This window comes from Arthrobacter russicus, assembly GCF_031454135.1.
GTDB lineage: Bacteria > Actinomycetota > Actinomycetes > Actinomycetales > Micrococcaceae > Renibacterium > Renibacterium russicum.
Map to the genome: position 1 here is coordinate 1,670,101 of NZ_JAVDQF010000001.1, position 18,856 is coordinate 1,688,956.

General features: G+C 65.3%; 19 protein-coding genes. 7 read left to right on the forward strand and 12 right to left on the reverse strand.

Features of this window, described 5'->3' with window-relative positions; all coding sequences use genetic code 11:
• Positions 1-58 precede the first annotated feature (58 nt).
• The 3 genes from ispF to JOE69_RS07840 form a co-directional block, all read right to left on the reverse strand.
• Positions 59-556, reverse strand: a complete 498-nt coding sequence (gene ispF / locus JOE69_RS07830; RefSeq protein ID WP_309797552.1) for a 2-C-methyl-D-erythritol 2,4-cyclodiphosphate synthase — start codon at positions 554-556, stop codon at positions 59-61.
• A complete protein-coding gene (ispD, locus tag JOE69_RS07835; protein WP_309797554.1) occupies positions 556-1,308 on the reverse strand; it encodes a 2-C-methyl-D-erythritol 4-phosphate cytidylyltransferase in 753 nt (250 codons plus the stop codon). The genes ispF and ispD overlap by 1 nt, the downstream gene beginning before the upstream one ends.
• A gap of 268 nt (positions 1,309-1,576) precedes the next feature.
• Positions 1,577-2,059: a CarD family transcriptional regulator gene (locus JOE69_RS07840; protein ID WP_167990786.1), complete on the reverse strand. Its 483-nt coding sequence runs from the start codon at positions 2,057-2,059 to the stop codon at positions 1,577-1,579.
• A gap of 348 nt (positions 2,060-2,407) precedes the next feature.
• Between JOE69_RS07840 and JOE69_RS07845 the strand changes: the two genes are divergently transcribed.
• A complete protein-coding gene (locus JOE69_RS07845) occupies positions 2,408-2,953 on the forward strand; it encodes a hypothetical protein (RefSeq protein WP_296363110.1) in 546 nt (181 codons plus the stop codon).
• A 121-nt stretch (positions 2,954-3,074) separates the two neighbouring features.
• Here JOE69_RS07845 and JOE69_RS07850 read toward each other — a convergent pair whose 3' ends face one another.
• Positions 3,075-3,755 carry a winged helix-turn-helix domain-containing protein gene (locus JOE69_RS07850; RefSeq protein WP_296363108.1) on the reverse strand — a complete coding sequence of 227 codons (681 nt, stop codon included), beginning with the start codon at positions 3,753-3,755 and terminating at the stop codon, positions 3,075-3,077.
• Positions 3,756-3,759: 4 nt separating this feature from the next.
• Positions 3,760-4,947, reverse strand: coding sequence for a sensor histidine kinase (locus tag JOE69_RS07855; protein ID WP_309797560.1), 1,188 nt, complete (start codon positions 4,945-4,947; stop codon positions 3,760-3,762).
• A 209-nt stretch (positions 4,948-5,156) separates the two neighbouring features.
• Here JOE69_RS07855 and phoU point away from each other — a divergent pair, with 209 nt between their 5' ends.
• Positions 5,157-5,813, forward strand: a complete 657-nt coding sequence (phoU, locus tag JOE69_RS07860) for a phosphate signaling complex protein PhoU (RefSeq protein ID WP_309797562.1) — start codon at positions 5,157-5,159, stop codon at positions 5,811-5,813.
• 87 nt (positions 5,814-5,900) lie between these two features.
• On the opposite strand, the gene JOE69_RS07865 is transcribed toward phoU, so the two are convergent.
• On the reverse strand, positions 5,901-6,647 hold the full coding sequence (locus tag JOE69_RS07865) for a phosphoglyceromutase (protein ID WP_309797564.1): 747 nt from the start codon (positions 6,645-6,647) through the stop codon (positions 5,901-5,903).
• A gap of 80 nt (positions 6,648-6,727) precedes the next feature.
• On the opposite strand from JOE69_RS07865, the gene JOE69_RS07870 reads away from it, so the two are divergent.
• Positions 6,728-7,531, forward strand: a complete 804-nt coding sequence (locus JOE69_RS07870; RefSeq protein ID WP_309797565.1) for a class I SAM-dependent methyltransferase — start codon at positions 6,728-6,730, stop codon at positions 7,529-7,531.
• 47 nt (positions 7,532-7,578) lie between these two features.
• Here JOE69_RS07870 and JOE69_RS07875 read toward each other — a convergent pair whose 3' ends face one another.
• Together JOE69_RS07875 and JOE69_RS07880 are read right to left on the reverse strand one after the other, a co-directional pair.
• Positions 7,579-7,911, reverse strand: a complete 333-nt coding sequence (locus tag JOE69_RS07875) for a DUF2516 family protein (protein WP_296363099.1) — start codon at positions 7,909-7,911, stop codon at positions 7,579-7,581.
• A gap of 9 nt (positions 7,912-7,920) precedes the next feature.
• Positions 7,921-9,108, reverse strand: coding sequence for a trans-sulfuration enzyme family protein (locus JOE69_RS07880; protein ID WP_309797567.1), 1,188 nt, complete (start codon positions 9,106-9,108; stop codon positions 7,921-7,923).
• Positions 9,109-9,321: 213 nt separating this feature from the next.
• On the opposite strand from JOE69_RS07880, the gene JOE69_RS07885 reads away from it, so the two are divergent.
• The 4 genes from JOE69_RS07885 (at position 9,322) to JOE69_RS07900 (ending at position 14,110) form a co-directional block, all read left to right on the forward strand.
• Entirely contained in the window at positions 9,322-10,593 is a 1,272-nt protein-coding gene (locus tag JOE69_RS07885) for a S1 family peptidase (RefSeq protein WP_309797570.1), read from the forward strand.
• Positions 10,594-10,718: 125 nt separating this feature from the next.
• Positions 10,719-11,384, forward strand: coding sequence for a dTMP kinase (gene tmk / locus JOE69_RS07890; protein ID WP_309797572.1), 666 nt, complete (start codon positions 10,719-10,721; stop codon positions 11,382-11,384).
• On the forward strand, positions 11,381-12,535 hold the full coding sequence (locus JOE69_RS07895) for a DNA polymerase III subunit delta' (protein ID WP_309797574.1): 1,155 nt from the start codon (positions 11,381-11,383) through the stop codon (positions 12,533-12,535). Before tmk ends, JOE69_RS07895 begins: the two co-directional genes overlap by 4 nt.
• A gap of 24 nt (positions 12,536-12,559) precedes the next feature.
• Positions 12,560-14,110 carry an alpha/beta hydrolase gene (locus JOE69_RS07900; RefSeq protein ID WP_309797577.1) on the forward strand — a complete coding sequence of 517 codons (1,551 nt, stop codon included), beginning with the start codon at positions 12,560-12,562 and terminating at the stop codon, positions 14,108-14,110.
• Positions 14,111-14,152: 42 nt separating this feature from the next.
• Here JOE69_RS07900 and phnE read toward each other — a convergent pair whose 3' ends face one another.
• The 4 genes from phnE to JOE69_RS07920 form a co-directional block, all read right to left on the reverse strand.
• The gene (gene phnE, locus JOE69_RS07905) at positions 14,153-15,880 is read right to left on the reverse strand and encodes a phosphonate ABC transporter, permease protein PhnE (RefSeq protein WP_309797579.1); all 1,728 of its coding nucleotides are present in this window, start codon (positions 15,878-15,880) and stop codon (positions 14,153-14,155) included.
• Position 15,881: 1 nt separating this feature from the next.
• The gene (phnC, locus tag JOE69_RS07910) at positions 15,882-16,763 is read right to left on the reverse strand and encodes a phosphonate ABC transporter ATP-binding protein (RefSeq protein WP_309797581.1); all 882 of its coding nucleotides are present in this window, start codon (positions 16,761-16,763) and stop codon (positions 15,882-15,884) included.
• 66 nt (positions 16,764-16,829) lie between these two features.
• Positions 16,830-17,786 carry a phosphate/phosphite/phosphonate ABC transporter substrate-binding protein gene (locus tag JOE69_RS07915; protein WP_309797584.1) on the reverse strand — a complete coding sequence of 319 codons (957 nt, stop codon included), beginning with the start codon at positions 17,784-17,786 and terminating at the stop codon, positions 16,830-16,832.
• A gap of 164 nt (positions 17,787-17,950) precedes the next feature.
• Positions 17,951-18,688, reverse strand: coding sequence for a phosphonatase-like hydrolase (locus JOE69_RS07920; RefSeq protein ID WP_374709687.1), 738 nt, complete (start codon positions 18,686-18,688; stop codon positions 17,951-17,953).
• Between the last annotated feature and the right edge of the window lie 168 nt (positions 18,689-18,856).

The following is an 18,856-nucleotide window of genomic DNA, read 5'->3' on the forward strand; positions in this document are numbered from 1 at the left end:
CGGCTCTGTTTTGCGCTTCCAATCTGGAGCTGAACTGCCACAGCTCGACATTCCGGGCCTAATGTTGAGCTGCAGTTCCGGTGCTCGGGTACACCAGGGCCGTCGCGATCGCCGCGATCCCCTCGCCCCGCCCGGCGAAACCCAAAGCGTCCGACGTCGTCGCGGAAACCGAAACCGGAGCACCCGCGGCTTCGGTCAAGACCGCCTCCGCCTCGGCTCGGCGGGGACCGAACTTCGGCCGATTGGCCACGAACTGCACCGCGATATTGCCGATGTCGAACCCCGCCTCGCGGATGATTCGAGCAGCGGCCGCGAGCAGCGTCGTTCCGGAAGCGCCGGCGTATTCAGGCCGGTCAGTGCCGAAATGCGTGCCCAAATCACCGATGCCGGCCGCTGAAAACAGCGCGTCTGCTGCCGCATGCGCCACCGGGTCCCCGTCCGAATGGCCGGACAAACCGGGTTCTCCGGGCCAATGCAGACCAGCCAACCAGAGTTCCGCGGAATCGTCTCCGTAGGCGTGCACGTCGACGCCGATGCCGGTCCGTGGGAGCCGCATCAGCCTTCCACCCAACGAGGTGCGGCCGGGCCTTCGAGCAGGGCCTCGGCGATCAACAGGTCGGTCGGCGTGGTGATCTTCAGACTCAGCTCGGAGCCGCGTACCAGGAACACTGAAACCCCCCGCGACTCCACCAGCATGGCGTCGTCGGTGATCGCCGCGGCTTGCGCGTCGTCGAACATCGTCGCGGCCTCATGCGCGGTCCGCAAGGTGGCCAAGTCGAAGCCCTGCGGCGTCTGCACCGCGCGCAACTCCTCGCGTTGCGGCGTGGAGTGCACCTGTTCCGGGGCGATGCCGGGATCCGCCGCAGGCTGCGCCCGCTTGATCGTATCCACCACGGCCAGCGCGGGAATGACCGCCTTCGCCCCGGCGTCCAGGGCGTTGCGCACCCGGTGGAAGACTTCCTCGGGAGTCAATGGCCGGGCCGCGTCATGCACCAGCACCGCATCCATGCCTTCCGGCAACACTGCCAAGGCATTGCCGACCGAGTCGGAACGGGTGGACCCGCCGTCGACCGTGATGATCTCCGGATCGATCCCGGCGCAGACCGCGCGCAACTCGGTATCCCCCCGCGGCACCACTACGCAGACCAGCTGGCCGACCCGGGCAGCCAAGACGCCGCGCAACGCATGTGCCAGCAGCGGTTCCGCGCCCAGAGTCGCCTGGGCCTTGGGCTGGCCCTGTCCGAGCCGTTCACCGGAACCGGCAGCCACCACGATGACCGCCACCCGCAATTCGTGCTGAGCATCCATCCCACCAGGGTATCCCGGGCACAGGCCGGAGTTCCGCTCGCCGCTTCGCCCTGCGGCTGTGTCCCACCGAGTAGCTCCGCCCACTGGGAGATGCTCATTCGGCCCCACTCAGTGGGCCGACTCAGTGGGACCGGACCGCCAGGCGCGACCGGGGCAAAAACCTGACGGGGGCAAAACTGGACTGGGCAAAGCAACTCGGGCAAAGAGACCGGGCAAAGCAAAGGCCCCAGTCCATGGGGACCAGGGCCTTTTGCTCAGCAGCTGCGTACTAGGAGGCCAAAACCTCATCCAATACCGTGGCTGCTTTTTCTTCGTCAGTCTTTTCCGCCAGAGCAAGCTCGGAAATCAGAATCTGCCGGGCTTTCGCCAGCATCCGCTTCTCTCCGGCTGACAACCCACGGTCATGATCCCGGCGCCACAAGTCGCGGACGACTTCTGCCACCTTGATCACATCGCCGGATGCCAACTTCTCCAGATTCGCCTTGTACCGGCGTGACCAGTTGGTGGGTTCCTCGGTGAACTCGGCCCGGAGCACATCGAAAACGTGCTCCAAACCTTCCTTGCCCACCACATCGCGGACGCCAACCAGATCGACATTCTCTGCCGGTACTTCAATGGTCAGGTCACCCTGGGCCACTTTGAGCTTGAGATACATTTTCTCTTCGCCCTTGATGGTGCGCATTTTGATCTCTTCGATCTTTGCTGCACCGTGGTGCGGGTAAACTACTGTCTCGCCGACCTCAAAAACCATGTGGATTCTCCCTTTCCCGCATCCCAGTTTATCACGAAATGATCGCGGCAGAGCCGCCAGATGCCAATGTTCTCGCAGGTCAGGGACAGCTGGGACAAAGAATTCGCTGCTAATTCCCTCTTGACTCGCTAGCCGAAAAGTGCATCGATATGCCCGCGGAATTCCAGAACTTCCAATGATCCGCGGCCCGGACGGCGGGCGTCCAAGTCGAGTCGGGCGGCATTTGCGGATACGCTATGAGGGCAAGCTTTCTGAGCCGTAGCTGTGTCCCGGGACCAAATCCGATGCGTTCCCGTCGGAGACCGCGCAGACGATCGGCACAGCCGCGTTGATATGAGGAGAATGTACGTGAAACTCGCTGCGAGCCACCGAGGCCTGAGCCTCCCCCGCCGCCTGGGCGCCGTCGCCGTGATCGGCGCAAGCCTTCTGGGAGTCTCCGCCTGCAGCTACATCGCGCCGCAGCAGACCACCCACACCTATGCTCCGTCGGACGGTGCCCAGATCAATCTGGGCGATGTCGAGCTGCGCAACATCCTGCTCGTGACCAGTGGACGCGCGGACCAGCCGGGACGGGTGCTCGGCGCGGTCTTCAACAACTCGCAGGCACCGGTCCAAGTGACCTTCCGCGGCTCCGACGGCGCCCAGACCCAGGTGACGGTCAATCCGAGCGAACCGTACTACCTCAATGAAAGCAATGAGGCGTCGATCCTGAGCACGGTGGCCGAACCGGCCGGCGCACTGGAAGCAGTCACGATCAGCCAGGACGGAACCAGCACTCCGAAGAGCGCCGAGCTCAAGGTCCCGGTGTTGGACGGCACGTTGGAAGAGTACAAGAAGTACGTCCCCGGCCCGGCACTGCCGAGCCCGACGTCGTCGGCGACGCCTTCTTCCTGAGCTTCCGGTTCCGGAATCCCCGAGATTTGCCGAAGGGCCGCCCGCTTCAAGCGGGCGGCCCTTCTGATGCTCGAAAGCAGCTCTGGCCGGGCCGGCGCGGCCGGCGATTCGCGGCCGGTGGTTACGGCTCGAACTTGTAACCCAGCCCGCGGACCGTCACCAGATACCGCGGCGCAGACGGGTCCGGTTCGATTTTGGAGCGAAGCCGTTTGACGTGCACATCGAGGGTTTTGGTGTCTCCGACATAGTCCGAACCCCAGACCCGGTCGATCAGTTGGCCGCGGGTGAGCACCCGGCCGGAGTTGCGCAAAAGCATCTCCAGCAGCTCGAACTCCTTCAGCGGCAGGGACACTTGGTCGCCGTTGACACTGACCACATGCCGCTCGATGTCCATCCGCACCGGGCCCGCCTGGACCGTCGTGGTCATCAGCTCTTCCGGCTCGCCTTGCCGGCGCAGCACCGCCCGGACCCGGGCCACCAGCTCACGCGATGAATAAGGTTTCGTAACGTAATCGTCGGCACCGAGTTCCAGGCCCACCACCTTGTCGATCTCCGAATCCTTCGCGGTCAACATGATCACCGGAACGGACGAGCGTGCCCGCAGTTGCCGGCAGACCTCGGTTCCGGACTGCCCCGGGAGCTGCAGGTCCAGAAGCACCAGATCGGCGCCCACCCGGTCGAACTCGGTGATCGCGTCGATTCCGTTGTCCACCACCTCGACCTCGAAACCTTCCTTGGCCAGCAGATAGGACAAGGGGTCGGAAAAAGACTCTTCGTCCTCTACGATCAAAATCCTGCTCACGCAGTCACTCCTTCGGTATGGACAGCCGGCGGGCATCCTCGATGCCGCCGTCTGCGCCTTGATTCTGCTGGCTTTCCATTTCCGGCAAACGAACCGTGAATGTTGAGCCCTTGCCTTGCTGGGACCACACGGTGACTTCGCCTCCGTGGTTGGAAATCACGTGCTTCACAATACTCAGCCCGAGTCCGGTGCCTCCGGTCTGCCGGGACCTGGCCGCATCGACCCGGTAGAAGCGCTCGAAGATCCGCTCCTGTTCCTCGGTGCTGATCCCATCGCCCTGGTCGGAGACCGAGACGCTGACCAGCCCCTCGGTCCGGCGCAGGCCGATGCCGACCTTGGTGTGCTCCGGCGAGTAGCGGACGGCATTGTCGATCAAATTCCGGAACGCGGTGACCAGGAGGTCCGCATCGCCGAAAACCGGCGACGGCGCAGTGCCGCCGGTCACCAACTCGATGTGCTTCGCCTCGGCCTGCAGTTTGGAACGGTCCACCGCCTCGGCAATCACATTGTTCAGGTCGACGGCGTGGCCCTGCTGCACGATGTCCGCCCCTTGCAACCGGGAAAGTTCGATGATGTCCTGCACCAGGGCGGACAGCCGCAGCGACTCCTTGTGCATCCGTTGCGCGAACCGCCGCACCGCTTCCTCGTCGTCCGGCGACGCTTCAAGCGCCTCCGCGAGCAGCGAAATCGCACCCACCGGGGTCTTCAGCTCGTGCGAAACGTTAGCCACGAAATCGTTGCGGATTGCCTCGGTCCGGGTGATTTCGGTGCGGTCGTCGGCCAACAGCAGAACGTAGTCTTCGCCGAGCGGGGCAACCCGGACCTGGACGATGATGGTGCCTTCGCCCAGCGGTCCGCGCTGCAGTTCCAGTTCGTGTTCCTCGATCACACCGCCGCGGCGCACCCGGTCGGTCATCTGCAGCAGTTCCCGGTGCACCACGGTGTGCCCGCGGACCAGACCGAAGGCATACGCTCCCGGGCTGGCCCGGACCACGCCGTCGAGCACGTCGACCACCACGAAAGCCCGCCCGACGACGGCCAGCACCTCCGCGGCACCGGCCGGCAGGCTGGGTTCGTCCTCGGCGTCGAAGACCTTCCGCTGCCGGTCGCTGAGCGTGAATGCGAGCACGCCGAAGGCGCCCATCAGCAGGCCGATCAGTCCGGAGGCAACTCCGATGAGCAGGGGGTCCACAGCACTAGCTTATGCTTAGCCTGCACCATGGATTCGCCGGATCCAGGTGCAATCGGGCCGGGTTCAACCAACGTTCACTTTCTCGTGACCGCGTGTTCATGGGCGACTGGAAAGCTGGGCCGTAGGGTTGTGGCCGTAATGGGCGGTGATCCCTGCGGGATGCTGCGTTGAGTCTGCCCGCGGCAACCATTGAGGGGAAAGGACGCTTCGTGCGCAAAGTATTCCAGGCTGAGCTACACCAGGTCGGTGAAGAGCTCATCGAAATTTCGGCGCTGGTCACCGAGGCCATCGAAAAGGCCAACCAGGCCTTCACCGGAGCCGATGTCGAGCTGGCCCAAGAGGTCATCGCCGCCGACGCCCGAATCGATTTCCTGCAGAACGATCTCGACGAACGCGCAATCGACATCCTGGCACTCCAAGGCCCGGTCGCCTCGGATCTGCGGATGATCGTGGGATCCTTGCGAATGAGCGCTTCGTTGGAGCGGATGGGCGATCTGGCCCGGCATGTGGCGCAATTGGCGCGCTTGCGTTTCCCGGAGAAAGTCATTCCCGCATCGCTGACCGCGACGTTCGACGAAATGGCCGCCTTGGACATCAAGATCTCCAAGCAGGTGGGCGAATTGCTGGAAACCCGGAACCTCGATCTGGTCAACGAGGTCGCCTCCGCGAACGCCCGGATCGACGAATTGCACAGCAGTGTCTTCAAGGCGATCGCAACCCCGGAATGGCAGGAAACTCCGGCCACCACGGTCGACGTGACCCTGGCCAGCCGTTACTTCGAGCGGTTCGGCGACCACGGAGTCTCGGTGGCCCGAAAGGTTTCCTACCTGGTCACCGGCCAGTGGCAGCCCGAGGCACACGCCTAAAAAGCCAACTGCAACGCCGAGCGGCCAGTTCTGCAGGTTATCCACGGGATCTAACCTGCAGAACTGGCCGCTCGACGGCTTAGCGGGCTACTTTTTGCCTTGGTTCGCCACGGCCTGGATGGCGGCTGCGGCAGCGTCCGGATCCAGGTACCGGCCGCCGGGGGCGACCGGCGTGAAATCGTCGTTCAATTCGTAGACCAGCGGGATTCCGGTCGGGATGTTCAGCGCCGCGATGTCGGCATCCGAAATGCCGTCCAGGTGCTTCACCAACGAGCGCAGCGAATTGCCGTGCGCGGTGACCAAGACGGTTTTGCCCTCCCGCAAATCCGCGGTGATCTCAGATTCCCAGTACGGCAGCAGCCGCTCCAGAACGTCCTTGAGGCATTCGGTCCGCGGAATCGCGTCGCCGAGGTCGGCGTACCGCGGATCGCCCACCTGGGAGAACTCGGAGTCGTCCGGCAGCGGCGGCGGCGGTACGTCATAGCTGCGCCGCCACTCCATGAATTGGGCTTCGCCGAACTCGGCGAGCGTCTGCGCCTTGTCTTTGCCCTGCAAAGCGCCGTAGTGGCGCTCATTGAGCCGCCAGGAGCGCTTGACGTCGATCCAACCGCGATCGGCGGCAGCCAGGGCCAGGTTCGCGGTGTTGATCGCGCGCTTCTGCCGCGAGGTGTAGAGGACGTCCGGCAGCAAGTCGTTTTCCACCAGCAGTTGCCCGGCTTGCACCGCCTCGGCCCGGCCCTGGTCGTTCAAATCGACATCGACCCAGCCGGTGAAAAGGTTTTTCGCATTCCATTCACTGTGGCCGTGGCGCAGCAAGATCAGCGTATAAGTCATGCTCTGAGTCTAGCCAAGCAGTTCCCCTCACCGCACCCGGAGCCGGTAGATTGGGCCAGGTGGTGGAGCGGGCGAAAAAAATGCGGACGACGACGGCCAGGACTGCCGCCAAACCGCTGGGGAATGTGACCCGAGGCACCACCAACCCGAACCGGCTGCGCCGGGTGGACCGCTGGATCGCCGGACCGCAGGCTTGGCGGCTGCGCACTGCGGCAGAGCCGCTCGTGGTGGACCTCGGCTACGGCGCCACCCCCACGACCGCCGTCGAACTCTACCGGCGGCTGGCCAAAGTCCACCCCGGAGTGGAATTGGCGGGCATCGAGATCGAACCCGAGCGGGTCGCCCGCGGACTCGAGATGGCCACCGGAAAACTGCATTTCCTGCTCGGCGGATTCGAAATTCCGACCGCGCGGCGACCGGTGATCGTGCGCGCCTTCAATGTACTCCGGCAATACGAAGCAGCGGATGTGCCTGGCATTTGGGCCACGATCTGCGCGCGGTTGACCGAATCAGGGCTTTTGGTCGAGGGGACCTGCGACGAAATCGGCCGCCGGGCCAGTTGGGTCGCCGTGGCGAAATCCGGGCCGGTATCGCTGACCGTTTCGCAACGGTTCGGCAGTTTCGACCGGCCCTCCGACGTGGCGGAACGGCTGCCCAAGGCTTTGATCCATCGGAATGTGCCCGGCGAAAGAGTCCACCGCTTCCTGGCCGGATTGGACCAGGCCTGGTTGGATCACGCCGCTTTGGCGAGCTTCGGCCCCCGGCAGCGCTGGGTCGCGGCCTGCCGCTCGCTCAAAGCCGACGGCTGGCCGGTGCTCGACGGCGTGGACCGCTGGCGGTTGGGCGAGCTGACCGTCGCCTGGTCCGCGGTGTCGCCGGATTGAGCCTCAGCCCACGGGGTCGGCCGGCAGAGCTTGCGGACCGGTAGGAATCACCAGGAGTTGTAAGGGTTCTGCGGGCGGCCGCCGCCACGCATTGCGCGGACTGCGGGGCGCACATCCGCCAAATAGGTTCCGGCCCCCACGCAACCGGCCAGCATCAGCAGCAAGGTGAAGCCGATCCCGGCACCGATCGTGTAGAGGATGCCGACCAGCACGGAGACCCCGGTGATCGCCAACCAGAACGATTTGGTCCGCTTGTCCGCGCGCTCGAAGTCGGCCGGCCGCGCCATCAGGCAATCGACCAGCGCCCAAATCTGGATGCCCAAGCCGACCAGGCCGGCCAACAGCATGATCAAAAACCCGATGGTCCCCGCAATATTCACCTGCCCAGCTTATCGGGTTTGCGAGTTCGCCAGGGATTGCCGCAGATCAGTCCACAGATCCTCGGCATTTTCAATGCCCACGCTGAGCCGTAGCAAAGCTTCCGGCACGGTTTCCGGCTCGTTCGCGTGCCGGCGCCGCCGCTCGATGAGCGATTCCACCCCGCCCAACGAGGTGGCCGGAGTCCATAGCCGGAGCCGCTCGACCAGAGCATCCGCAGCCGCGGCCCCGCCGACCGGCTCGAAGCCGAGCACCGAGCCGAACCCGCCCATCTGCGCTGCGGCCCGGGCATGCCCGGGGTCTGCGGCCAGGCCCGGATAACGCACCGACCGGACGGCCGGATGTTCGCTGAGCCGTTGGGCGAGCAAACCCGCGGTCGCCTGCGAGCGCTCGATCCGCACCGCCAAAGTGCGCAAGCCGCGCAGTGCCAGCCAGGCTTCGAACGGGCCCGCGATCCCGCCGTGGATGGAACGGTGATGCAGCAGCCGCTCCCGCAAATCGGGGTCCGGCGTCACCAAAGCGCCCAGGACGACATCCGAATGCCCGGCCAAGTATTTGGTCACCGAATGCAGTACGACGTCGGCACCGTGCTCCAGGGGCCGTTGCAGCAGCGGAGTGGCGAAAGTGTTGTCCACGATCACCAGCGCGGCCGGGTTGAGTTGCTTGGCAGCCCGGACCAGCGTCGGGAGGTCGGCGATTTCGAGCAACGGATTGGTAGGGCTTTCCAGCCAGAGCAGATCCGCGCCGGCCAATGCGGCGATCACCTGATCGGTCTCCGCGACATCGACATAGCGCAGCTCGAACCGGCCGGCCGCGGCCAACTCCGCGGCCATCACCAAGACGCCCTGGTATGCGTGCCGCGGGATGACCACCACTCCGCCGTGCGGCACCAGGCTCAAGGCCGCCGACGCCGCGGCCAGGCCGGAAGCATAGAGCAACCCGGGCAATTCGGAGCCTTCAAGCCCGGCCAGGGCTTCTTCGAAGGGGTCCCAGCTGGGGTTCGAATAGCGCCCGTATGCCCGATCCCCGTCGACCACCTGGCCGGAACCGTGGAAAGTCGAGGAAACCACGATCGGCGGATTGACCGGGGCATCGTGCCGGCGAGCCGGCCGGCCAGCGGAAACCACGAGGGTGTCCGGCGCGAGCGGGGCCCCGGCAAGCCGGTCTGCGGGCGGGGGCGGGGCTTCCGGTGAACTCACGCCTCGAGTGTAAGCCAGGTTGCAGCCAATCATTCGTTGCCCAGGAAAACTACTTGTAACAAAAACCTGACTGGAGCCTGGGAATCGCCACCCAAAATGCCGGGGGCCGTTCCCAACACCGAATTCCGCGCTCTAGGGTTGCAGCAATCTCCGGGCAAAATTCCGGGAGATTTCAGGACCCCCCTTGATAAAAATATCTAAAGGAGCCCCGAAGTGAGCAAAAGCATCACCAAAAACACGCTGCGAGCGTGTTTGGGCGGCGTGGCAGTAGCCGGTCTGCTGGCAACTACGGTTGCCGGTGTGGCCAACGCGGCAACCCCTGCCGCGGATCAGCAGCCGCAGACCGCGACCGAAGCCGCAGTGCAATACCTCGAATCCACCGGGCTGAGCAGCAAAGACGCTGCCGACCGGGTGGCGAAGCAACCGGCGCTCTCCGCCGCGGCCCAACGGCTGGATGCGGTCTTGGGCTCGGCCGGCGGCGGCGCTTTCATCGATCAGGCCAGCGGCGAACTGGCCGTCGGCGTCACCGACCCGGCAATGGTGCCGGCGGCCAGGATCAACGGCGCCGGCAAAGTGCTCGTGGTCAACCGTTCGGCGGCGCAACTGGAACAGGTCCGCAGCGCGCTGACCCCGCTTCTGGGCGAAGTCGCCGGGGCCAGCTGGGGCATCGACCCGAGCCGCAACGCCGTCGTGGTCGACCTGCCGGCGGCAGCGCCGGTCCCGGCGGCCGTGGACCAAGCGCTGGGCCGCTACGGCAGCGCCGTGACGCTGACCCGGAGCGAAGGCACTGCGATGACCACGGCCGGCGCGGTCGACGCCTACGGCGGCCAGGAATACGGCCTGCCGGTCGAAGGCCGTCCGGGTTACTGGCAAGTCTGCTCGCTGGGTTTCGCCGCCGTGGACTCCGCCGGGAATTCGTTCGATGTCACGGCGGGGCACTGCACCACGAAGCTCGGCGCCAAACCCACGCTCCGGCCGATCGAGGCAAAGGGCACCACGATCCTGGGGACCTACGAGAAGTCCAACTTCCCGGGCAACGACTACGGCCTGATCCGCACCGACACCGCCAACGTGACGCTGCAGGCCCAGGTGGACCGCCAGAACGGCAGCTACGTCAACGTCACGGGCTCCACGGAAACCGCGATCGGCGGCACGGCGTGCAAGTCCGGCCGGACCACCAAATGGACTTGCGGCACCATCCAGGCCAAAAACCAGACGGTGAACTACACCAGGGCCGACGGCACCGGTACCGACCGGGTCACCGGCCTGACCAAGTACAACGCCTGCGTCGAAGGCGGCGACTCCGGTGGCGCGATCATCACCGGGACGCAGGCCCAGGGGCTGACCTCCGGCGGGCAGGGATACTCGCAGGGGCCGAATAAACCGACAGTCTGCGGCGACAAAGTGGGCCAGCCCAATGTCGCCTACTTCCAGCCGGTGAACCCCGCGTTGAGCGCATACGGCTTGACCCTGGTCACCAAATAATCGGTTCAGCCGATCCACGGATGTCCCGTTGGGCGCATGCGCCCAACGGGACATCCCGGCTTTCTGCCCGGGGTCGGCATCGGCCGGCCGCCCTGGCTGTCGGCGATTCTCGATAGGCTTGGACGGTGAGCACACTTCCGGCGGCAGCCGATACTCCCGACTCGCCCGGCAGCGTTCCGCGCGGACTCTTCATCGCGTTCGAAGGCGGCGACGGCGCCGGCAAATCGACCCAGGCGAAATTGCTCGCCGCCGCACTGGAAGCCAGCGGCCGCGCGGTGTTGCTGACCCGGGAGCCCGGTGGTACCCCGATCGGCGAAAAACTCCGTTCCTTGGTCCTGGAGCACGGCCAGGGCGAGATCGACGCCCGGACCGAAGCCTTGATCTTCGCGGCCGCACGCGCTGCGCACGCCGCCCAAGTGATCCGTCCAGCGCTGGCGGCCGGGACCACGGTGATCACCGACCGATACGTCGACTCCTCGGTCGCCTACCAGGGAGCCGGCCGGGAGCTCGGCGAGGACCGGGTGCGCGAACTCAACGAATGGGCCACGGCCGGCTTGCATCCCGATGTCACGGTATTGCTCGACGTGGCACCGCAGGAAGCCAGGGAACGCCGAGCGGACAATGCCCCGGACCGCCTGGAGTCCGAACCCGACCGTTTCCACCAAAGGATCCGGCAGGCTTTCCTGGCCCTCGCCCAGGCCCGCCCGGAACACTATCTGGTACTGAACGCCAGGCTGGACGTGGCGACGCTGCACGCTTCGGTGCTGGCCCGAGTGGGCGAGTTGCCATGAGTGTCTGGAACGAACTGCAAGGCCAGGAGCCGGTCGTGGCACAGCTGCGCCGGGCCGCGCTGGAACAGGCCCCGGCACACGCCTGGTTGTTCACCGGCCCGCCCGGCTCCGGCCGCTCGAATGCCGCCCGGGCCTTCGCCGCCACCCTGGTCTGCGAACAGGAAGATCCGGCGAACCGCGGCTGCGGCGTCTGCCACTCCTGCCATACCGTGATGGCCGGAACGCACTCCGATGTCACCTTCGTGGCCACCGAAAAGACCACGATCAGCATCGACGAAGCCCGCGAACTGGTGACCAAAGCGCAAGACCGGCCGGCTTCTGCGCGATGGCGGATCATCATCGTCGGCGATGCCGACCGGATGTTGGAGCGGACCACCAATGTCCTGCTCAAAGCCATCGAAGAGCCTCCGCCGCGTACCGTGTGGATCCTCTGCGCGCCGAGCCCGGCAGATGTGCTGGTGACCATCCGGTCCCGGTGCCGGATGGTCACCCTGCGCGTTCCTCCGGTGCAGGACGTGGCCCAGCTGCTGGTCGATCGGGACGGCGTGGAGCCGGCCTTGGCCTTGGCTTCCGCCCGGGCCGCGCAGAGCCATGTGGGCATTGCGCGCCGGCTCGCCCAGGATGAGGGGGCGCGGAGCCGCCGGGAAGCGATCGTGAAACTCCCGCTGGGCCTGCGCGGTGTCTCCGAGGCGGTGCGGGCTGCCGGTTCCCTGGTGGAACTGGCCACGGCGGAGGCTGCCGCGAGCAACGAACAACGCGACGTGCTCGAAAAAGAGCAGCTGCTGCGTTCTTTGGGCGCCCCGGAAACCGGAACTTTGCCGCCGTCGATCCGCAGCCAAGTGCGGCAGCTCGAAGAAGACCAGAAACGGCGTTCCAAGCGCTCCGTCACAGATACCCTGGACCGGGCGCTGACCGACCTGATTTCGTTCTACCGGGACGTGATGCTGATCCAGATCTCGGCCAACCGGGCCTCGGACGACGAACTCGTCAATGCCGGCATGCGTCCGCAATTGGCGGAATTCGCCGCCCGGGGAACCGCGGAACAGACCCTGTCCCGGATCGAGTCGATCAATGAGGTCAGGCGCCGGATTGTGGGCAGCAATGTCGCCCCGCTCTTGGCCATCGAGGCGATGACGGTAAGTTTGTTGTAACGCCGTCAGCTGCGAGGAGCCGCAATGAAGAACGTCCGCACGCATCGTCCGGGAGCCAGGAAGCCCGCCTTGCGCGCCGCTGTCGCGGTTCTGGCCGGTCTGTTCACGCTGACCGCATGCACCCCGGTCTTCCCTGGGTCGGCACCGGAACCGCAGGACCCCTCGGTTGCCGCAGACGCTCCGGAAAACCTCAAGGAGTTCTACACCCAGCAATTGAGTTGGTCGGACTGCGAAAAGTCGATGCAGTGCACCAAGGTCAAGGTCCCGATGGACTACGCCAACCCGCAGTCCCAGACGATCGAACTGGCCGTGGTGAGACTTCCGGCCACCGGGCAGAAGCAGGGATCCGTGGTGGTCAACCCCGGCGGCCCGGGCGGCTCCGGTTACGACATGGTGGCGCAGAGCAACAGCCTGTTCTCCAAAAAACTGCGCAGCGCCTACGACATGATCGGTTTCGATCCGCGCGGCGTGAAGCGCTCGGCTCCGGTGACCTGCATCAGCGACGCCGAACAGGACCGGGAGCGGCAGACCGACTACGACCTGGACACCGACGCCGGCCTGGCCGCCTATGAGGCGCAGAGCAAGGCCGATGCCGCCCAGTGCGCCCAGAACACCGGTCCGGTGCTCGGCTTCGTCGACACGATTTCCTCCGCGAAAGACCTGGACGTGCTCCGTGCGGTGCTCAATTCGCCGAAGTTGGATTACCTGGGATACTCCTACGGGACCAAACTCGGCGCGAATTACGCGCAACTGTTCCCGGACAAGGTGGGCAAATTCGTGCTCGACGGCGCCTTGGACCCGACGCTGACCATCGAGACCCTGGGCTTGGGCCAGGCGAAAGCCTTCGAAGCCGCGATCCTGGCCTGGGCCAGCAACTGCGTCAAGAGCAGCGGTTGTCCGGTACGCGGGACGCCGGAACAAGCCGTCCAGCAGATCCGTGATTTGAATGCCAGCTATGACGCGACACCGCAGAAGACCAGCGACGGCCGGCTGCTGACCGGCTCCGGGTTCAGCTCCGCCCTGTCCTTGGCCATGTATTCCACCGACCTCTGGCCGGTCCTGCAGTCCAGGCTCGGCCAGGCGTTCAGCGGTGATCCCAACGGCATGATGGAGCTCGCCGACTACGCTGCCGACCGGGACCCGAACTCCGGAAAGTACACCTCCAACACGGCCTTCGCCTTCACCGCGATCAACTGCCTGGATTACCAGATGAATTCCGACCTGGCCGCGATGCGCGCCGATTCCCAGGCACTCCAGGCGGCCTCACCGACCTTCGGGAAGTACCTCGGCTACTCCGCGGCCACCTGCAAGAACTGGCCTTACACCTCGAGCGTGCAGCCCAAGCCGATCAGCGCCGAGGGCGCCGGGCCGATCGTGGTCATCGGCACCACCCGGGACCCGGCCACCCCTTACGCCTGGGCCCAGGCGCTGCGCCAACAGCTCGCTTCCGGAGTCCTGGTCACCTGGAACGGCGATGGGCACACCGCCTACGGCCGGTCCAATGCCTGCGTGCAGAATGCGGTCGACGACTACTTCGTCGACGGCAAAACGCCGTCGGACGGCCTCACCTGCTGAGCCGGCCGACGGCTGGGCGGCTTCCAGCCGCGCCGTATCGGCCTAGCCGGCCAGCGCCTTGCGCAACCACATCGAAACGCCCTCGATGACCAGGACGATCGCCAGGATCATCAAGGCGATCGTGAAAACCACGTTGTACTGGCTCCGGCTCGCCGACTCGAACATCACGAACCCGACGCCGCCGCCACCCACCACGCCGAGCACGGTGGCCGCCCGGACATTGGAATCGAGCATGTAGAAAATATGCCCGACGAAGGCCGGCGTGGCCTGCGGGAAGGTCGCCGAAGCGTAGATCTGGCCACGCCGGGCACCGGTGGCTTTGAGCGCGGTTTCCGGGCCGGGGTTCACTTCTTCGAGGGAATCCGCCAGCAATTTGCCCAGCAAACCGATCCCGCCCAGCCCCAGCGCGAAGGCTCCGGCAATCGGGCCAAAGCCGGTCGCCAGGATCAAGATGATCGCCAGCAACAACTCCGGGATCCCGCGGACCAGCAGCAGGACCAGCCGGAACGACTTGTGCACCGCGCCGTTGAGCGCCACGTTCCGCGCCGCGAAGGACCCGATCGGCACCGAGAACAGCACTGCGATCAAGGTGCCGGCCAACGCGATGTAGACGGTTTCCCAGACCAGACCCAGCATCTTCGGCGCCGGGGTGTCCCCGAATGACAGGGGGAAGAGCGCGGAGACCCGTTCCGGGATCCTCGCCCAGACGTCGATCACGTCGCGCCAATTGATCTGCGCGTACCAGAGCGCCCAAACCAGCACTGCGAGCGCCAGCCAACCGATCACATTGATCTGGACGCGGCGCGCGTTCCAGGGCGCACTCAACCGGGTTGCCGCGCCGCCGGGCAGTCCCGCGGCTCCGGACCGCCGCGGTGCGGCGACTGCGTGCCGGGAGATCCGGGCGCCGAGGGAGCGCCCGCCGGACGGACGGCCCAGGATCATCGACCGCAACAGCGTAGCGATGATTTCCATCGCAACGCATAGCAGGAACAGGATCACCGCGGCGGCCAGGGCCCGCGGATAGTCGAGTCGCAGGATCGCGGTGTACAGCTCATAGCCCAGACCGGGCATACCCACCACACCCAGGATCGCCGAAGCCCGGAGGTTGATGTCATTGCGGTGCAGCACGGTGGCCACCCAAGACGGCAGTACCTGCGGCAGTACCCCGGAGACGAATTCCTGCATCCGTCCGCCGCCGGCGGCGCGGATCGCGGTCCTGGGGCCTTCGTCGATCTGCTCGATCGCATCGGCGAAGAGCTTGCCGATCATGCCCACCGAGTGCAAGCCGATCGCCACCACGGCCGGCAGCGCGCCCAAGGCCATCAAGGTCACCAGGATGATCAGCAGGATGACTTCCGGGATGGAACGCGCCAGCACGATGATCCCGCGGGCGAGCCAGCGCAGGCCCGGATGCGGCGACGTGTTCCGGGCGGCCAAATAGGCCAGCGGGATCGAGAGCACCGTGGCGAACAGGGTGCCGCTGATCACCACGGCGAGGGTTTTCAGGGTCAGCTCGGCCAAAAGCCCCGGATCGGAGAAATCGAGCGGCACCGAACGGGCCAGGAACTTTCCGATCTTGTCCAGGCTGGAAATGATCCGCGGGCCAGAAATGCCCAGCGCACCGACGGCGACGATTCCGGCGGCCAACAAGCCGAGCAGGATCGCCGCGACGCCGATCGACCGGCCCGAAGGCCTGGGCAGCAGCCGGCGCTCGACGGCCGGCTCCGGCCGGTCCCGGGTCGGTGGCGCACTCAGTCCAGTCGTCGCCACGTCAGCCTCGCAGATTCCGGCCGCGCACCGCATCCGGCGAAGCGGCGGACAGCTGCTCCACGGCCTCGGCCAGTTCGTCCTGGACCGCCCGGATCTCCGCCGTCGACGTCGCCACCTGGCCGTAGATCTCCATCACCTGTTCCTTGCCCAGGCCCTCGGTAGGCGTGTCCAAGACCAAGGACCCGGCACGCAGGCCGATGATCCGGTCGCCCCAGGACAACGCGAGTTCCACCTGGTGCAAGCTGCAGACCACGGTGAGGCTGCGTTCCATGCCGATCTCCCGGATCAGGTTCATCACTTGCTGCGATGACTCCGGGTCCAAGGAGGCCACCGGCTCATCGGCCAAGAGGATTTCCGGATCCTGCATGAGCGCCCGGGCAATTGCCACCCGCTGCTGCTGGCCGCCGGAGAGCGTATCCGCGCGTTGGAAGGCCTTGCCGCCCAGGCCCACCCGCTCCAAGTGGTCCAGAGCTTTGGCCCGCAACGCTTTGGGATAGCTGACCAGTCCGAGTCTGGGACCGGTCAACCGAGACAAGGCGCCGGTCAGCACGTTCTCCATCACGCTCAGCGACGGCACCAGTTCGAACTGCTGGAAGATCACGCCCACCCGGGAACGCAGGCGGCGCAGTTCCTTGCCGCGCAAAGCGTCCACCCGCTCGCCCAGAACCCGCACTTCGCCGGCGCTGGGCAGTTCGAGTTGGTTGAAATGCCGGAGCAGGGTCGATTTTCCGGAACCGGAAAGGCCTAACAGAACCGCGATCTGGCCGGCCGGAACCGAAAGACTGACGTCGGAGAGCGCGCGGACCTCACCGAAGTCTTTGCTCAGATGGGAGACCGCGATCGCTTCGCTGTGCTGGTGCTGGATTACTGGCGCATGTGCCATGGGGAACTCCTGGTTAATGCTGCTGAGCGGGGCGGCCCTGAGGGCCGCCCCGCTCGTGTCGGAAGATCAGATTCCGGCGCAGGTCTTCACTTCGGGCAACTTGCGGCAGAAATCGCGCAAGTCGTTGTAGTAGGCATCGTCGACCGGAGCGTTTCCGTCGCCGAAGAACTTGTCGAACGCCGGGTTGGAAGCGATTCCGGCGTCGGTGATGTCCTTGACCGTGACGGTGGAGATCTTCTCGGTCAGGGTCTTCTTCAGATCGGCAGGCAGCGCATCCGCGATGGCGAACGGCGGGCCCGGAACCAGCGACTTGTCGACGATCTTCAGGTCATCGGCTTTGAACAGTCCGGCGGCCGGTCCCGTGGTGGTGACCGTGATTTCCTGGGCGAAGCCGGCGTCGCACTCGGTGCCCTTGGCGACCTTCTGTGCGGAGACGTCGTGCGAACCGGCCATCACCGGAGTGATTTCGGTTTTGGTGTCTATGCCCGCTTTTTTGAGCATGTACTGCGGAAAGAGATAACCGGAAGTCGAGCTTTCGCTGACGAAGCAGACCTTTTTGTCCTTGAACCCGGCAACGTCTTTGATGTCGGAGCCTGCCGGCACAATCGCGGTCGAGTAGTAGCCCGGCTTTCCGGTCCCTTTTTCCGTGATCGTGGCACCGACCGGTGTGATGGCTGCTCCTTTGGCTTTCGCCTGCAGGTAGGTGAAGGCGGAAAAGCTGATCACATCCACCTGGCCGGCGATCGACGCTTCGATCAGGGCCGCGTAGTTGGTCGACTGCTTGACCTCGACCTTTTTGCCGGTGACCTTTTGCACGTAGTCGGCCAGCGGCTGATAGGTGGACGTGGCTTGGCCCTCATCGGGGACCATGCCCATCACCAGGGTGTCGGAATCTTTGGCGAAAGTGCCGGTGGAGCTGCCGGTGCTGGCCGGGTCGGCCCCGCCGCCGCATGCGGTCAGGGCCAGTGCGGCGGTCAAGCCCACGGCAGTAAGCCGGACAAGAACCTTTGCAGAGGTCTTCATGGTGAACCTTTCGAGAGCGCGAGTGACGCTTGAAGCTTGAATGGTGCAACTTGTCGTCGCAAGTACCCGACCACACTAATCCCACAATTTGAAAGGAAAAGGGCGCAAAAAGTTACCGAAAGGTGAACGTAGAAAGAATTGTCCACACTTCTTGTATAGACAGGCTACTGGCGGCGCACCGGGACCAGCGGAGTCACCGCCTCCGGCAACAACGCTACTGAGGAGAGCACTTCGGAGGCTCCGGCGGCCCGCAACGCGCCTTCCCGATGCGCTCCGGTGAGCACGCCCAAGACCATCGATGCGCCTGATCGCAGTCCGGCCTGGATGTCCGAGGTGGTGTCCCCCACCACCACGGTTTCCCGCACGTCGTCCATGTCCAGCGCCAGCACCGCGGTCAAGATCATATCCGGATACGGCCGCCCCCGGCCGGCGTCGGCCGGGCACAGGCTCAGATCTGCCAAGCCCATCCAACCCAACGACTCCAAGATGATGTTCTGGGTGTGCCGGGCGAACCCGGTGGTCAAACAGACCTTCATGCCGGCATCCCGCAACCAGGCAATGGTGTCCTCCGCGCCGGGAACCGCGGTCAACCCGCCGTCGGCCACCAAGTCGTCATAGGCCCGCTCAAACGCCTGGTTCGCCCGTTCGGCCCGCCCGTGGTCGCCGTCGAAAAGGTGCATGAACACCGTGATCTTCGAAATGCCCATGGTGTCCCGGACATATCCGAGCATGCTCTTGAAGCGGTCACTGCCCGGTTCGATGCCCTCGGCTGCCACCGCACGGCTGAAAGCCTGCTCTACCAATCCGTCGTCGGCCACCGTCGTGCCGGCCATGTCCAGCACCGCCAGCTTGAGTTCACGGACGGGAATTGTCTGCAAGGGCTTAACACTTTCGAGCGTCACGCTTCGCGACTCCTTCATCGGGCGACGGGTGCGCGAAATCGCTCAACCGCCGCGTTGTTCCCTCCAGCATGGCCGGAACGCGGAACGGTGCACTGAATGCCGAGCGAAAGCTGAGTGAACAGCCGCGAAACGTTTTGACCCTGAGCGGCGGCTCATTTAGAGTTGTTG

Excerpts from the sequence above, each read along its gene's own strand:
- phnC (WP_309797581.1), bottom strand. The coding sequence starts at position 16,763 with ATGGCACATGCGCCAGTAATCCAGCACCAGCACAGCGAAGCGATCGCG.
- JOE69_RS07870 (WP_309797565.1), top strand. The coding sequence starts at position 6,728 with ATGCGGACGACGACGGCCAGGACTGCCGCCAAACCGCTGGGGAATGTG.
- JOE69_RS07865 (WP_309797564.1), bottom strand. The coding sequence starts at position 6,647 with ATGACTTATACGCTGATCTTGCTGCGCCACGGCCACAGTGAATGGAAT.
- ispD (WP_309797554.1), bottom strand. The coding sequence starts at position 1,308 with ATGGATGCTCAGCACGAATTGCGGGTGGCGGTCATCGTGGTGGCTGCC.
- JOE69_RS07895 (WP_309797574.1), top strand. The coding sequence starts at position 11,381 with ATGAGTGTCTGGAACGAACTGCAAGGCCAGGAGCCGGTCGTGGCACAG.
- JOE69_RS07915 (WP_309797584.1), bottom strand. The coding sequence starts at position 17,786 with ATGAAGACCTCTGCAAAGGTTCTTGTCCGGCTTACTGCCGTGGGCTTG.
- JOE69_RS07840 (WP_167990786.1), bottom strand. The coding sequence starts at position 2,059 with ATGGTTTTTGAGGTCGGCGAGACAGTAGTTTACCCGCACCACGGTGCA.
- ispF (WP_309797552.1), bottom strand. The coding sequence starts at position 556 with ATGCGGCTCCCACGGACCGGCATCGGCGTCGACGTGCACGCCTACGGA.
- JOE69_RS07900 (WP_309797577.1), top strand. The coding sequence starts at position 12,560 with ATGAAGAACGTCCGCACGCATCGTCCGGGAGCCAGGAAGCCCGCCTTG.